The organism is Staphylococcus sp. 11511212, from assembly GCF_011394755.1.
In the GTDB taxonomy this organism is placed as follows: Bacteria; Bacillota; Bacilli; order Staphylococcales; family Staphylococcaceae; genus Staphylococcus; species Staphylococcus chromogenes.
In genome coordinates this window covers 180813-197317 of record NZ_JAANBQ010000017.1, presented here as the reverse complement: position 1 = coordinate 197317, position 16505 = coordinate 180813, and the positions used below count along the sequence as shown (strand labels likewise).

Here is a 16505-nt window from a genome sequence, read left to right as displayed (position 1 = left end):
AATCACATTTAATGTCCATTTTCATTTACAATAAACATGTAGGGGGTGTCGTCATGCGTAAGACCATTTTAGTCGTGCATGGGATGCGAAAAGGTAAATTAAATGAAACGTTGTTACACTTTATTGACCAAACATTTGAAGATATAGATGTGGATTATGAAGTGGCATTTTTAGAGAGTGAAACGATTCAATTGGATGAGGTCATTCAAAAAACAGTAGATGCAGGCTATACGCGTATTCATTTAGTGCCGTTGTTGTTATTTACTGCGTCACACTATTATGAAGATATCGAAGCTATTTATCATGATTTTCAACAACAAAATCCCAATGTTCAATTTGTATTAGCCAATCCATTAGGAACACATCCTAAAATGGCGGATTGGGTCGCTGATCAAATGCAAGCCTATCAAAATGACATCGATAAAGCCACGGGCATTGTGATATTGGCACATGGGAATGCGAGATTTAACGAACCAGACCTTGCATTGACTGAAATTTGTGACAAATTGTCGACGGTTGAGCATCCATGTTATCCATCCATGGTATACGGAGAACTCGAATTTACAAAAACATTGCCAAAGATTGCGAAAAAGCATCCAAAGCTACTTATTATTCCATTTTTCTTTTATGATGGTTATCTTGTCAATAAAACAAAACAACGTATTGAAGCTTTGAATTTAAGTAATACACTCGTTTTTACATCGGCGATTAATTTCCATCCTGTACTCAAAGAAATCGTTCAGATTAGAATCGCTGAATGTGAGGAGGTGCCTGATGTATCCGGTACAACTCAATCTTAAGGATAGGCATGTGGTCATCATAGGTGGTGGCAAAATTGCTTGGCGCAAGTTCAGTAAGCTAGTGACCGAGCCTTGTACAATTGACGTTGTCAGTCCCGAATTTCATGAGGCTTTTGAGACAGTTCAATCTTCAGAACGATTTCGATTGATACGAGAAAAATACGATGCGACTAAAATAGCTCATGCCGATTTAATCGTGATTGCGACGAATAATCCCCAAATCAACAACCTAGTGGCTCAAGATGCTTTACCCACGCAATGGATAAATCATACTGGAGACCAAACACAATCAGACTTTTTTAATATGTTAACGTTTGAGCACGATGGGCTGACCATCAGTGTGAGTTCAAAAGGGCAGAATATAGAACGGACGAAACGATATGCGGCGAAAATTAAAGAGATTTTAGCTGCAACTGAGGAGGATATGCATGAGTAAGACAAAACTTTTGATGATTGGTAACGGGATGGCAGGCGTACGCACAATTGAAGAAATTTTAGAACGTGACCCAGACAAATTTGACATCACGATTATCGGAAAAGAACCTTATCCGAACTACAACCGCATTATGTTATCGAATATTTTACAAAATAAAATGACGGTTGAAGAAACGATTATGAATCCGTACGAATGGTATGAAGAGCGTGGCATTCGTTTAATAACAGGAGATAAGGTCGTGAAAATTGATCGTGAGGCCCAACATGTTGAAACAGAGCAAGGCCAAATTGTGTCGTACGATCAAATGATTATTGCGACGGGTTCTGATTCATTTATTTTACCTATTGACGGATCTCGACTTGAAGGGGTCGTTGGCTTTAGAACGATTGATGATACTGAAAAAATGCTCGAAACGGCAAAAACAAAGAAAAATGCCATCGTTATCGGTGGAGGATTGCTTGGACTTGAATGTGCACGTGGACTTGTGGACCAAGGCATGAACGTGACAGTGGTTCATTTAGCAGAATGGTTAATGGAAGTCCAACTCGATCGTAAAGCAGGAGAACTGTTAAAAGCGGATTTAGAAAAACAAGGGATTCACTTTGAACTACAAGCGAACACACAAGAGATATTAGGTGAAAAACACGTCGAAGGGATTCGTTTATCTGATGGACGCGTGCTTGAAGCGGACATGGTCGTTATGGCAGTCGGGATTCGACCTGTCACAAAAGAAGCACGTGCTGCTGGGTTAGAAATTGGCCGCGGTATTGTGGTTGATGATTTTATGAAAACAAGCGATCCTAATATTTACGCGGTCGGTGAATGTGCAGAACACCGTTCAAAAGTGTATGGTCTCGTGGCACCATTATATGAACAAGGTAAAGTTCTTGCGGATCATATTACAGGTATTCCGACTGAAGGATATAAAGGTTCGACAACCTTTACCTCTTTAAAAGTCTCTGGCTGTGATTTATTCAGTGCAGGTTGGATTACTGAAAGCGACGGTATCCGTGGGATTGAAACATTTAATGGTGTGGACAACATCTACAAAAAAATCTTCGTCAAAGATAAAACGATTGTCGGTGCCGTATTGTATGGAGATACTGAAGAAGGGAACCGCTTCTACAATATGATGAAAAAAGGCGACACTATCGACGAATATACACTCGTGTCCCTCTTGCATAAAGCAGGAGAAGTCGATGCCATCAGTGTCGCTGACATGGACAACGATGAAACGATTTGTGGCTGTAACGGGGTCTCTAAAGGAACCATCATTGAAGCTATCCAAGACCAAGGCTTAAAGTCTGTGGCAGAAGTGACAAAAGCGACAAAAGCAGGAAACTCTTGCGGTAAATGTAAAGGTCAAATTGCTGAACTATTAGAACATACCCTTGGAGAGGACTTTGTCGCAAGTGCACCAACAGGAATTTGTGCATGTACAGACTTAACAAGAGACCAAATCGTGACCCAAATTCGTGCGAAAGGTTTAAAAACGTCTAAAGAAGTCCGTCACGTCTTAGATTTCAAAGATAAAGGTGGATGTCCAAAATGTCGTCCAGCGATCAACTACTATTTAAATATGGTGTATCCTCATGAACACGAAGATGAAAAAGCCTCTCGTTTTGCGAATGAACGCTACCATGCCAATATTCAAAATGACGGAACATTCTCAGTCATTCCACAAATGCGTGGGGGCGTAACAGACGCGGATCAATTAATTCGTCTTGGAGAAGTAGCGAAAAAATATAACGTACCTTTAGTCAAAGTGACAGGTTCACAACGTATCGGGTTATATGGCGTGAAAAAAGAAGAATTACCGCAAGTATGGGAAGATTTAGATATGCGCTCAGCTTCAGCTTACGGTAAGAAAACACGTTCAGTAAAAAGCTGTGTCGGTAAAGAGTTTTGTCGTTTCGGTACACAATATACAACAAAACTCGGCATTCGTTTAGAAAAAACGTTTGAATACATCGATACACCCCACAAATTTAAAATGGGGGTTTCTGGTTGTCCACGAAGCTGTGTAGAATCAGGCGTGAAAGACTTTGGTGTAATCGGTGTTGAAAATGGTTTCCAAATTTATGTTGGGGGTAACGGCGGTACAGACGTCGTTGTCGCTGAGTTATTAACAACGGTTGAAACAGAAGACGAAGTGGTGAAATTATGTGGTGCATACATGCAATATTATCGTGAAACAGGCATCTACGCTGAACGTACAGCCCCTTGGTTAAAACGTTTAGGATTTGACCAAGTGAAGTCCGTCGTTCTAGATCCTGAAAAACAAGAAGCATTGTACCAACGTATTATGGATGCGAAACGTGCTTATGAAAACGAACCATGGCACGAAGTAGTGAAAGACACTGAGAAACGTACAATTTTTGAAGTGGAGAAGGTGTAAGTATGGCAATAACGCATGAAAAAGTAAAAGTGGCACATATTTCTGAATTAGAACCGTTAATTGGTAAAAAAGTCATTGTCGGTGATTTACAAATCGGTTTATTTTTAACAGAAGAGGGCGACATTCGCGCGATTAATAATGTATGCCCACATAAACAAGGGCCTTTATCTGAAGGGACAGTGAGTGGACACTATGTTTATTGTCCGTTACATGATCAAAAAATTGATTTAGAAACAGGTCAAGTTCAAGAGCCTGATGAAGGATGCGTAGCAACGTACCCTGTTGAAGTGATAGATGGAGAAATTTATTTATGTCTTTAATAGCACCTCCTCAAGTCTATCTTGTAGGAGCGGGACCTGGTCATCCGTTGTTGCTCTCTAAAAAAGCAGAGCGCTGTATTCAACGGGCGGATGTGATTTTATATGATCAACTGGTTAATCCATTCATACTGCAATTTTCATCCCCGAAAACTGAATGGATTCATGTTGGGAAAACACCTTATTCGACGTCTATGCGCCAAGAAGAAATCAATGCACTCATGGTCGAGAAAACGAAAACGCATCAAACTGTGGTTCGCTTAAAAGGGGGAGACCCTGCGATATTTGGAAGATTGGCAGACGAGGTGGATGTGTTAAAAAAAGCGGGTATTTCTTTTGAAGTCGTTCCTGGCATTACTGCAGCAAGTGCCGCAATGAGTCAACTGCATCGTGGCCTCACTGAACGCGGTGTCGCACGAAATATTACATTTACGACAGGACATTTTAAAGATGACGAAGAAGCGTCCATTGATATCACAACACTAAAAAATGGAGGAACGCTCGCCATTTATATGGGAGTGAAACGACTCCCTCATTTAATGGAAGAAGTTCGTTCGACGATACAAGAAAATTTACCAGTAGCAGTTATTTTTAATGCGACATGTGTGAATCAACACGTGATTGCAGGAGACGTCTCAACCATCTCAGAAAAAGTAGCGAATGCAGAGAGACCCGGCCCAGGTATTACCATTGTAGGTCAAGTTGTGCGGGATATTTTAAAAGAACTCCCTACGAACAAAACGATGGAATATGTATGTTTCCAAGGGACGCGCACGGAAAATATGGACAAAGCGTTAGATATATATGAAGCCGGCGGATGGGCCATTATCGATAATCGAGATGTGGAAGATTTGCATCCGACACAAACTGCGCTTTTGACTGAATTAATGAACACGACAACTTTTACACAACATTTATAAATTTTAACCAACGTCTGCTTTTTAAGAAGGAGGCGTTGGTTTTTTTACATCTTTTTCAAGTAAATTTCATAATGGCTTCATATTTTTTTAAAGAGTTGTGCTAGGATAAAAGTGTACAACCTATTTGTACGATTCTTTTAGGGAGGTTACATATGAAGCGACGAAGTTTATACAGTGTATGTTTTGTCCTCTTGTTGTTTGGGATTTTCATGTGGCTTTTACCATTACAGTCCTATGCAGAAACAACACTACAGGAGACAACAAACACGACGATAGCACCCGCCGCAAATGAGCCGTTACCACCAACGAACAATCAGACGCCATTCACAAATAATGGTACGGCGATAACAACATTGGACAATCAGACATCATCTACGAATGACAACACGGCGATAGCACCATCGAACGCTGACACAGGTGCATCAGATTCATCAGATTTATCAGAAACACAGCGGACAACGAGTGAGCGTCCAGGAACTATGAGTACGACTCAAACTGAGGCCACGCCTTCGACCCCTTCACAACCCGTTGAAGCTGTCGAAAATAACGTGCCAAAGTCAAACGCGCCACAAGTTGCGAAAGAAATGACTCAATCTCAGGTACCCGCAACATTAACGGATGTCCAAAGAACCGCTCAACCTAAACAAGCCGTTGCATCCGCATCCACAGAACATACTATTTTACATACGAATGATATGCATGGCCGTTTAGTTGAAGAACCGGACCGAGTTATCGGAATGGCTAAAACAAAAACGATTAAAGATCAAAACCAACCAGACCTCATGCTAGATGCTGGAGATGCTTTTCAAGGGTTGCCATTATCTAACCAATCCAAAGGGGAAGAAATGGCAAAAGCCATGAATGCGGTAGGGTATGATGCGATGGTACCCGGAAATCATGAATTTGATTTTGGGTACGATCAATTGAAGAAATTGGAAGGCATGTTGAATTTTCCGATTTTAAGTTCTAATGTTTATAAAGACCATCAATTGGCGTTCAAGCCTTCCACAATCATCGAGAAAAACGGAGTGCGTTACGGCATTATCGGTGTGACCACACCGGAAACGAAAACAAAAACAAGTCCAACTGGCATTCAAGGTGTCACATTTGAAGATCCTTTGCCAAGTGTCCTACGCGAAATGAATCAACTGAATGGGAAAGTCGATGCTTTTGTCATTCTTTCACATCTAGGCGTTGATCCAACGACACAACAAACGTGGCGTTCAGATTATTTAACGCAACAAATTAGTCAAAATAAGCAGTTTACAGTGCCAACGATTGTTATTGATGGCCATTCGCACACCGTGATGCAAAATGGACAAACGTATGGCAAGGATGTATTGGCGCAAACTGGAACGGCCTTAGCTAATATTGGGAAAATTACATTTGATTTTAATCCACCTACGATTCGAAATTTAAAAGCATCCTTGATTAATGTCAATGATGTCGCAGATGTAGTGCCTGACGCAACAGTGAAAGCACAAGTGGACAAAGCTAATGCTGCGTTTTTAAAAGAAACATCAGAAGTGGTCATTCCTAATAATACTGTTGAATTCCAAGGTGAGCGTGACGATGTTCGCCGTCATGAAACAAATTTAGGAAATGCCATTGCAGATGCGATGGAAGCATATAGTCTGGAGCATTTCAGTCATCCGGCTGATTTTGCTGTGACCAATAGTGGCGGTATTCGTGCGTCTATCGGAAAAGGGAAAGTCACTTTAAACGATATTATTACCGTATTACCTTTTGGCAATACAATCTCTCAAATTCAAGTCAAAGGGAGTGACGTCCTCGCTGCATTTGAACACAGTTTAAGTGCACCTCTAGAAAATAATGAGGGCAAACAACAATTGTCTGCAAATGGGGGCTTATTACAAGTATCGAAATCCATTCGTGTCTATTTTGATATGTCTCAAGCGCCGGGACAACGTATTAAAGCCATCCATATTTTAAATAAAGCGACGGGACAATACGAAGCATTGGATCCAAATCGCACGTATCGCGTGGCGACAAATGACTTTACCGCTTCAGGTGGAGACGGATTTACAATGTTTGGTGGGCCGAGAGAAGAAGGACTGTCTTTAGATAAAGTGTTTGCGGATTATTTAAAACAAGCCGATCTATCTCAATATGAAACAATAAAACCAACAAGGATCATCAATGGAGAACCAGAAGTTTTAAAAGCAAATCAACCAGAAAAAATCATTCCATTTCCAAAACTGAGTGATAAAGCCAACTCCTCTTCCAAACAGAACCATGGCTATCACACACAAGGGCCTGGGACATGTGTATTTGATCAAAAAGGGAACCTTATCCACAGAAAATCTGGAAAAATCATCATACCTGCTTCATCTGTAACGTCATCTATTCAAGAAGGTGTGATTGTCCAAAATCAACAAGTGATTTCAAAACGTACGGGAAAAGCATTGTTTCCTAAGTCTGCTTTAATACATTATCATGGTCAACCTGCCTATATAAATGACAAAGGCGCACTTGTGTCATTTAACACAGGTAAGACCATGTTAACTGCACAAGAAGTTCAACAACATTCGACGTCGACGTTACCGAATACTGGTGAGACACAACAAGCCCCTGTATTCTTAGGAGGAATATTGATTGTCAGCGGACTCGTGCTTGTGAGACGTTTTACAGCATAAAATGGATATGAAAAATTGATAAACCCCAGGTCAACAATCCCTTTAAAGAGGGACGACCTGTGAATAGAGACAAACCTTACTTACCGCAAGTAAGGTTTGTTTTTTATGTCATTTTTTATTTTTTTCTTAGTGGAATGGGAATTGAACACATCATCTGAAGAGGCACCCACAAAAGTATGTGAATTTTTTAACATTAGGGGATTTCACCTAGGAATTAGGTATTTCCCTAATGTTACGAATGGTTGAACGATTATACAATAAAAGTAATTCGGAAAGCCTATGTATTAAGGAGGATGAACATGGTTAAATTTGGATTGAATTTCTTTAAACCGACTGAAAAGTTCAATGGCAACTGGTCAGTTTTAGAACATAAAAGCCGTGAATGGGAAAAGATGTATAGAGAAAGATGGAGTCATGACAAAGTCGTTCGTACGACGCATGGTGTGAACTGTACAGGTTCATGTTCATGGAAAGTATTTGTTAAAAATGGTGTCATTACATGGGAGAACCAACAAATTGATTACCCAAGCTGTGGACCGGATATGCCTGAATTTGAACCCCGTGGTTGTCCGCGTGGCGCTTCGTTTTCATGGTATGAATACAGTCCATTACGTATTAAATATCCATATGTACGAGGAAAATTATGGGATTTATGGACGAGCGCATTAGATGAACATCATGATCCGATTAAGGCATGGGCTTCCATTGTAGAAAATGACGAAAAAGCGAAAATATATAAATCGGCACGTGGTAAGGGCGGACATGTACGTGCCAACTGGAAAGATGTTTCTCAACTCATTGCCGCACAATTAATTTATACGATCAAAAAAGACGGCCCAGACCGTATTGCTGGATTTACACCTATTCCTGCGATGTCGATGATTAGCTATGCTGCGGGTGCACGATTCATTTCATTACTTGGTGGAGAAATGTTAAGTTTCTATGATTGGTATGCGGATTTACCACCAGCTTCACCACAAATTTGGGGTGAACAAACAGACGTTCCTGAATCCAGTGACTGGTATAACTCTTCATACATTATGATGTGGGGGTCTAACGTTCCGCTTACACGTACACCAGATGCTCACTTTATGACTGAAGTCCGTTATAAAGGGGCGAAAGTCATTTCAGTTGCGCCAGACTATGCTGAAAACGTGAAGTTTGCGGATAACTGGATGGCACCTAATCCAGGGACGGATGCCGCTATTGCTCAAGCGATGACCCACGTTATTTTACAAGAATTTTATGAAGATCAACCGTCTGAAATGTTTATCAATTATGCCAAACAATATTCAGATATGCCATTTATCATTCGCTTAGACCAAGATGAAAAAGGCTATAAAGCAGGACGTTTCTTACGTTCAAGTGATTTAGGAAGCACAACGCCAAACAGCGAGTGGAAACCGGTGGTTATCGATGCTTTAACAGATACGATTCAAGTACCGAACGGGACAATGGGACAACGTTGGGAAGAAGGCAAACAATGGAATTTGAAACTTGAAAATGAACAAGGTGAAAAAATTGATCCGAGTCTATCAGTCGTAAGTGGAGACCACGACATTGTGACAATTCAATTCCCATTTTTTGATAACGCAGGCAATGGTGTTTTTGAACGTCCGATTGCGGTCAGAAAACTGACATTAGCAAACGGTGAAGAAGTGTTAGCGACAACGATTTATGACTTAATGACAAGTCAATATGGCGTTAAACGTTTTAATCATCCGCTTGAATCAAAAGGCTTAGAGGATGCGGATTCATTCTACACACCAGCATGGCAAGAAAAAGTGACAAGTGTCAAAGCAAATCTAGTGACACAAGTGGCCCGAGAATTTGCGCAAAACGCGATTGATACGGGTGGCCGTTCGATGATTATTATGGGTGCGGGGATTAACCACTGGTTCAACTCTGATATGATTTATCGTTCTATTTTAAACCTCGTCATCCTTTGCGGTTGTCAAGGGGTTAACGGCGGGGGCTGGGCACATTATGTTGGCCAAGAAAAATGTCGCCCAATTGAAGGATGGAATACGATTGCTTTTGCGAAAGACTGGCAAGCACCGCCACGTTTACAAAACGGCACAAGTTGGTTCTATTTTGCGACAGACCAATGGAAGTATGAAGAATCTGGCGTTGATCGCTTAGCTTCACCACTTGCAGACAGCGTGAAGTTACAACATCCCGCTGACTACAATGTACTCGCGGCTCGTAACGGTTGGTTGCCTTCATATCCACAATTTGATCGTAACAGTTTATTGTGGGGCGAAGAAGCAAAAGATGCAGGTGACTTTTCAAATGAAGCAATTTTACAACGTGCGTTAGAAGATGTGAAATCACGTAAAACGAAATTTGCAATTGAAGATCCAGATTTACGTAAAAACCATCCGAAAACGTTGTTCGTTTGGCGTTCAAACTTAATTTCAAGTTCTGCCAAAGGACAAGAGTATTTCATGAAACATTTACTTGGTGCCAAATCAGCATTAATGGCAGAACCGAATGAAACTGAAAAGCCAGATGAAATTACGTGGAGAGAAGATACAGTCGGAAAATTAGATTTACTTGTATCATTGGATTTCCGTATGACTGCGACACCGTTATATTCAGATATCGTGCTACCAGCAGCAACATGGTATGAAAAACATGACTTATCATCAACAGATATGCATCCTTTCATCCATCCGTTTAATCCAGCAATAGATCCATTATGGGAATCACGTTCGGACTGGGATATTTTCAAAACGATCAGTAAAACATTCTCAGAAATGTCGCGTGTCCACTTAACTGGAACATATAAAGATGTTGTGACCTCACCACTTGCACATGATTCTAAGCAAGAAATTGCGCTTGCTTATGGTAAAGTACATGACTGGACAAAAGGTGAAATTGAACCAATTCCAGGTAAAACAATGCCAGGATTTGCGGTGGTTGATCGTACGTATACAGATGTATATGACAAATTTATTTCTGTCGGTCCATTACTTGAAAATGGTAAAGTTGGCGCGCACGGCGTAAGTTTCTCAGTTAAAGAACAATACGATGAACTGGGCAGTATGGTCGGTACTTGGGAAGATGATACGGTTAAAAACAATAAACCGCGTATCGATACTGCACGTAAAGTGGCAGATGTCATTTTAAATGTGTCTTCTGCGTCTAATGGTCGTGTGTCACAAAAATCATATGAAGATTTAGAACAACAAACTGGCATGGAACTTAAAGATATTTCCATCGAACGTGCGTCTGAAAAAATCACGTTCTTAAATATTACATCGCAACCACGTGAAGTGATTCCGACAGCTGTGTTCCCAGGATCAAATAAACAAGGGCGTCGTTATTCACCATTCACAACAAACATTGAGCGTTTAGTTCCATTTAGAACATTAACAGGGCGTCAAAGTTATTACATCGACCATGAAGTGTTCCAACAATTTGGAGAGCAATTGCCTGTCTATAAACCGACGCTCCCACCAATGGTATTTGGTACGAAAGACAAACAAGTCAAAGGTGGACAAGATTCACTCGTCTTACGTTACTTGACACCGCATGGGAAATGGAATATTCACTCCACATATCAAGATAACCAACATATGTTAACGCTCTTCCGTGGAGGCCCAACGGTTTGGATTTCTAATGAAGATGCCGCACAACATGACATTGAAGATAATGATTGGCTAGAAGTTTATAACCGAAACGGTGTGGTGACAGCAAGAGCGGTTGTGTCACATCGTATGCCAAGAGGCACAATGTTTATGTATCATGCACAAGATAAACATATTGAAACGCCAGGATCAGAAATTTCTGGCACACGTGGAGGCTCACACAATGCGCCGACACGTATCCATTTAAAACCAACGCAGCTTATGGGAGGCTACGCACAAATCAGTTATTCATTTAACTATTATGGCCCGATTGGGAACCAACGTGATGTATACGTTGCAGTGAGAAAGATGAAAGAGGTGGATTGGCTTGAAGATTAAAGCACAAGTGGCAATGGTGTTGAACCTAGACAAATGTATCGGTTGTCATACATGTAGTGTGACATGTAAAAGCACATGGACCAATCGACCTGGTGCAGAATATATGTGGTTTAACAACGTAGAGACAAAACCAGGAATCGGTTACCCAAAACGTTGGGAAGACCAAGAGCACTACAAAGGCGGATGGACACTCAATAAAAAAGGGAAATTAGAATTAAAATCAGGGACACGTATTAATAAGATTGCACTTGGTAAAATTTTCTATAACCCGAACATGCCTGTCATAAAAGATTACTATGAACCATGGACATACAACTATGAACATTTAACAACAGCAAAAGCTTCAGAACATTCACCTGTGGCGAAAGCCCATTCTGTAATGACTGGTGAACGCATGGATATTGATTGGGGTCCAAACTGGGAAGATGACTTAGCGGGAGGTCACGTGACTGGTCCACAAGACCCTAACATTCAAAAAATTGAAGAAGAAATCAAATTTAACTTTGACCAAACTTTTATGATGTATTTACCACGTTTATGTGAACATTGCTTAAATCCAAGCTGTGTAGCGTCATGCCCTTCAGGTGCAATGTATAAACGTGATGAAGACGGTATTGTTCTTGTTGACCAAGAAGCTTGTCGTGGATGGCGCTACTGTATGACAGGTTGTCCCTACAAAAAAGTGTACTTCAACTGGAAAACAAATAAAGCTGAAAAATGTACCTTCTGTTTCCCACGTGTGGAAGCAGGGATTCCAACCGTATGTTCTGAAACATGTACTGGCCGTATGCGTTATTTAGGTGTATTACTTTATGATGCGGATCGCGTTCAAGAAGCGGCATCGACTGAAAACGAACAAGACTTATACGAAAAACAATTAGAATTATTTTTAAACCCGTTTGATGAAGCAGTTATTGAACAAGCGGAAAAAGATGGCATTTCTCAAGAGTGGATTGAAGCAGCGCAAAATTCACCGATTTATAAATTGGCCATTGAATACAAATTAGCATTTCCGCTTCACCCTGAGTACCGTACGATGCCAATGGTTTGGTATTGTCCACCACTCAGCCCAATTATGAATTACTTTGAAGGGAAAAATGCGGGGAATAATCCGGATGCCATTTTCCCAGCAATTGAAGAAATGCGCCTACCTGTTCAATATCTTGCAGAGCTCTTTACAGCAGGGGATACAACAGCTGTTAAAGGTTCATTACAACGTATGGCGATGATGCGGAGTTATATGCGTGCCCAAAATACAGGTCGTGAATTTGATATCTCTCGTTTAGAACGTGTCGGTTTAACAGAACGTCAAGCTAAAGATATGTATCGTTTATTAGCGATAGCCAAACATGAAGATCGTTTTGTTATTCCAACTTCTCACAAAGAACAATATATGGACACTTATGCTGCCCAAGGAAGTCAAGGTTACGGTGGTGAACATTTCGGCGCGAACTGTGATGGTTGTGGTGTACCTGTAGGTGCGGGCGGCAAAACAGGTCAAGAAATCTACAACGATAACTTCTATGGAGGGATCTTCCGTGATTAATCTTGAAACGCTCAAATATTATAAAGAGACTTTCGCTTATATGAGCCAACAGTTAAGTTTTCCGGAAAAATTGACCTTTCATCCTAAAACATTTGATGCGATTTTCAGTGAGGATCACCCTGCGTATCCTCACGTGAAAGCGTATCGTGAGCGCATGTACGAACTCAGTTTGTCTGAAATCAAGGCGCTTTATACGGACACATTCGATTTTAATAAAAAAACGACACTTTACATGACTTACAATAAATTTGATACACAAAAAGAACGTGGACAAATGTTAGCTAAGCTAAAAGTTTTATACGAAATGTTTGGCCTACAAATGCCTTCATCCGAGCTGTCAGATTTTCTGCCACTAATGTTGGAATTTTTATATGCGGCACCTGTGGATGGAGATGATCGTGCACAAGAAAATATGCAATTAATTATCATGATTATTGAAGATGGAACGTACCCGATGATGAAATATTTAGAGGAAAAACAAAATCCATATAGTCATTTAATAAGAGGCTTACGTGAGACGCTCAAGCGTTGTATCGTACAAGACAATGAGGTGACACAACATGTTTAATCAATTTTTATGGGTCATATTCCCATATCTTTGTCTTGCAATCTTTATCATTGGTCATATCGCACGTTATAAATTTGATCAATTTTCTTGGACTGCAAAATCAAGTGAGTTTATTGAAAAAAAGCAACTTAAATGGGGAAGTTTATTGTTTCATTTAGGGATTATTCCCGTCTTCTTTGGCCACGTGGTCGGATTACTTATTCCCGCACATTGGTTAGAGGCGGTTGGCGTGAACAATCACATTTATCATATTGGTGCTGTGTATATTGGAAGCATTTTTGGTATAATAACACTCATCGGTATGTTCTTGCTCACTGCGAGACGGGTAACGAAAGCCAATGTTCGTCGTTTAAGTTCAGCCTCAGATATTTTAGTTAATTTCTTTTTATTAGTTATAGTATTTGCTGGACTTTATGCGACTTTAGTTGTCAATGCAACGACGCCGGACTTTGATTATCGTCAAACGATTTCAATTTGGTTTAGAGGACTATTTATGTTAAGCCCAGATGCGAACTTAATGACAGCAGTTCCATTTGCGTTTAAATTACATGTATTGCTCGGTTTTTCTATTATGGCATTATGGCCATTTACACGACTTGTTCATGTATGGAGTGTGCCGTTATCCTATGCCAGCAGAAGTTATATTATTTACCGTAAACACAAAGTATAAAAAAGAGGTGAAGACCGTGAGCCCTATTGATTTTTCAAAACATGACTATCAATCAGAATTAGACCAGTTGCGCATACGTTTTGGCTTTGATTTTGCAGGACTCGCATTGCCAACCGAAGATCATGTTGGAATGAAAATCAAGTGGCGTTACGTGTCAGGTAATTTAAATAATAGATATCAACGCATCGTTCTTCGTAATGGCCGTGGCATTGCTGGAACTGTCATGAAAACAGGTAAACCGATGGCGATTGCGAATACAGATAGAGATGAAATTCAGCAATCATTATTTAATTTTCCAATACTTTTGAGTGAACAACTAACGGCGCTCATAGCGATACCGCTTTGGCACAATCATCGTGTCAAAGGGGTCTTGTTATTTGGTCAAAGAAATGGAAATCCATTGCCTAACGAGATACACGACGCCATAAGAGTTGAAGGAATTGGTGCTTTAACAAGTGAAGATAAGGTGATATTGTGATGCAACCTAAAATTGAAAGCCCAAATTTATCAAATTTACTTTTATCGCATTTTCAAAATACATCAGAAATGATTTTATTTATCAACCGTGAAGGTGAAGTCATATTTATGAATGATGCCGCAAAGCGTGTGTTATCTGAGGACAATAACCTTCAAGCGATTACTTCCAATACGATTTGTGGCCGTTGCGAAGGATTTACGAGTGAACATGCGTTAAAGACGTGTTATAATTGTTTTTTACATTCGAATGAAATGGGAGATTCAACATTTCAAGTGTTTATGAAAACACGAGAAAATAAAGTCGAACCCTTTACCGCATCTTATCAAGTAATCGATGAAGATAATGACATCAAAGCCTTTACTTTACAAAATGTGACTCCCCAATTGGAACGACATGAAAAATTGCATCAACGTCATATGATTCAAAAAACGATTGCCGCACAGGAAAATGAACGCAAGCGTATTTCTCGTGAGCTTCATGACGGGGTGGTGCAAGAGTTGATTAATGTTAATGTAGAAATGCGTTTACTTAAATATCAACAAGATATGGAAAGTATGGTGTCACAATCGCAAAATGTCGAAGGATTAATGAGTAAATTGATAGATGATATTCGCAATTTATCGTCAGAACTTAGACCTTCTTCATTAGATGATTTAGGGTTAGATGCTGCATTTAAAAGTTATTTCAAACAATTAGAAAATAATTATGGTTTAGTCGTGAATTATCATTTTGATATGCCACCGCAACGTTTCGATAGTGAAATTGAAACAGTAGTTTATCGCGTCGTACAAGAAGCTGCGTTTAATGCGATGAAATATGCGAATGTGGACGTCATTGACATTAACATTCGAAAAGATAAAAATCGCCTCTTTGCAGAAGTGTCAGACCAAGGAGAAGGTTTTAATCCGAAAGACCACCCTAAAGGTTCGGGGCTTGGTTTATATGGTATGAATGAGCGCGCAGAACTTGTGAATGGTAAACTAGAGATAAAGACAGAAAAAGGGAAAGGTACAATGGTGACATTAGAAGTACCACTCGAGTAAATTGGGAGGCGTTGATTTTGAAAATCGTCATAGCAGATGACCATGCCGTCGTACGAACAGGCTTTTCTATGATTTTAAACTTCCAAGAAGATATGGAAGTGGTCGGTACAGCCGCTGACGGTGTGGAAGCCTATCAAATGGTGATGAAATATGAACCTGACGTGTTAATTATGGATTTAAGTATGCCACCGGGGGAATCGGGACTCATTGCAACGAGCAAAATATTAGACAGTTTTCCTAAGACTAAAATTTTAATTTTAACGATGTACGATGATGAGGAATATTTATTTCACGTATTGAGAAGTGGCGCAAGAGGCTATATTTTAAAAAATGCGCCTGACGAGCAGCTTTTACTTGCGATTCGTACAGTATACAAAGGAGAAACATTTATCGATCCTAAGATGACCACATCTTTAGTGAAAGAGTTTGTGCAATCTTCGGATGATGCCTCTTATTCAAATGACCCGTTTAAAATTCTTTCTAAACGCGAATTAGAAATTTTACCTTTAATCGCAAAAGGGTATGGCAATAAAGATATTGCTGAAAAATTATTTGTTTCGGTAAAAACAGTAGAAGCCCATAAAACGAGAATTATGGATAAGTTGAACTTAAAATCAAAACCTGAGCTCGTTGAATATGCATTAAAGAAAAAATTATTGGATTTTTAAAAGAAAGCAATGGAAATCAACAATTGAGATTCC

General features: G+C 40.0%; 13 protein-coding genes. All 13 read left to right on the top strand.

Going from position 1 to position 16505, the window contains the following annotated elements:
- Positions 1–53 precede the first annotated feature (53 nt).
- Positions 54–800: a sirohydrochlorin chelatase gene (locus G8Y84_RS11045; protein ID WP_105996832.1), complete on the top strand. Its 747-nt coding sequence runs from the start codon at positions 54–56 to the stop codon at positions 798–800.
- The gene (locus G8Y84_RS11040; protein ID WP_105965479.1) at positions 775–1236 is read left to right on the top strand and encodes a precorrin-2 dehydrogenase/sirohydrochlorin ferrochelatase family protein; all 462 of its coding nucleotides are present in this window, start codon (positions 775–777) and stop codon (positions 1234–1236) included. Before G8Y84_RS11045 ends, G8Y84_RS11040 begins: the two co-directional genes overlap by 26 nt.
- Entirely contained in the window at positions 1229–3634 is a 2406-nt protein-coding gene (gene nirB / locus G8Y84_RS11035) for a nitrite reductase large subunit NirB (RefSeq protein ID WP_105963214.1), read from the top strand. Before G8Y84_RS11040 ends, nirB begins: the two co-directional genes overlap by 8 nt.
- Positions 3635–3636: 2 nt before the next feature.
- Positions 3637–3954: a nitrite reductase small subunit NirD gene (gene nirD / locus G8Y84_RS11030; RefSeq protein WP_037575111.1), complete on the top strand. Its 318-nt coding sequence runs from the start codon at positions 3637–3639 to the stop codon at positions 3952–3954.
- Entirely contained in the window at positions 3945–4871 is a 927-nt protein-coding gene (gene cobA, locus G8Y84_RS11025) for a uroporphyrinogen-III C-methyltransferase (protein WP_037575108.1), read from the top strand. The genes nirD and cobA overlap by 10 nt, the downstream gene beginning before the upstream one ends.
- A gap of 152 nt (positions 4872–5023) precedes the next feature.
- Positions 5024–7528: a 5'-nucleotidase C-terminal domain-containing protein gene (locus tag G8Y84_RS11020; protein ID WP_282593882.1), complete on the top strand. Its 2505-nt coding sequence runs from the start codon at positions 5024–5026 to the stop codon at positions 7526–7528.
- 299 nt (positions 7529–7827) lie between these two features.
- Positions 7828–11499: a nitrate reductase subunit alpha gene (locus G8Y84_RS11015; RefSeq protein WP_105996831.1), complete on the top strand. Its 3672-nt coding sequence runs from the start codon at positions 7828–7830 to the stop codon at positions 11497–11499.
- Positions 11489–13045 (top strand): nitrate reductase subunit beta, encoded by a 1557-nt coding sequence (gene narH, locus G8Y84_RS11010; protein WP_037575102.1) that lies wholly within the window; start codon positions 11489–11491, stop codon positions 13043–13045. Before G8Y84_RS11015 ends, narH begins: the two co-directional genes overlap by 11 nt.
- On the top strand, positions 13038–13613 hold the full coding sequence (narJ, locus tag G8Y84_RS11005) for a nitrate reductase molybdenum cofactor assembly chaperone (protein ID WP_037575099.1): 576 nt from the start codon (positions 13038–13040) through the stop codon (positions 13611–13613). The genes narH and narJ overlap by 8 nt, the downstream gene beginning before the upstream one ends.
- Complete coding sequence (gene narI, locus G8Y84_RS11000; RefSeq protein ID WP_037575096.1) at positions 13606–14283, top strand: respiratory nitrate reductase subunit gamma; 678 nt, start codon at positions 13606–13608, stop codon at positions 14281–14283. The genes narJ and narI overlap by 8 nt, the downstream gene beginning before the upstream one ends.
- A gap of 16 nt (positions 14284–14299) precedes the next feature.
- Positions 14300–14761, top strand: a complete 462-nt coding sequence (gene nreA, locus G8Y84_RS10995) for a nitrate respiration regulation accessory nitrate sensor NreA (protein WP_037575092.1) — start codon at positions 14300–14302, stop codon at positions 14759–14761.
- On the top strand, positions 14761–15804 hold the full coding sequence (locus G8Y84_RS10990) for a sensor histidine kinase (protein ID WP_037575089.1): 1044 nt from the start codon (positions 14761–14763) through the stop codon (positions 15802–15804). Before nreA ends, G8Y84_RS10990 begins: the two co-directional genes overlap by 1 nt.
- A 17-nt stretch (positions 15805–15821) precedes the next feature.
- Positions 15822–16472 carry a nitrate respiration regulation response regulator NreC gene (gene nreC, locus G8Y84_RS10985; protein ID WP_103158659.1) on the top strand — a complete coding sequence of 217 codons (651 nt, stop codon included), beginning with the start codon at positions 15822–15824 and terminating at the stop codon, positions 16470–16472.
- Positions 16473–16505: the final 33 nt, after the last annotated feature.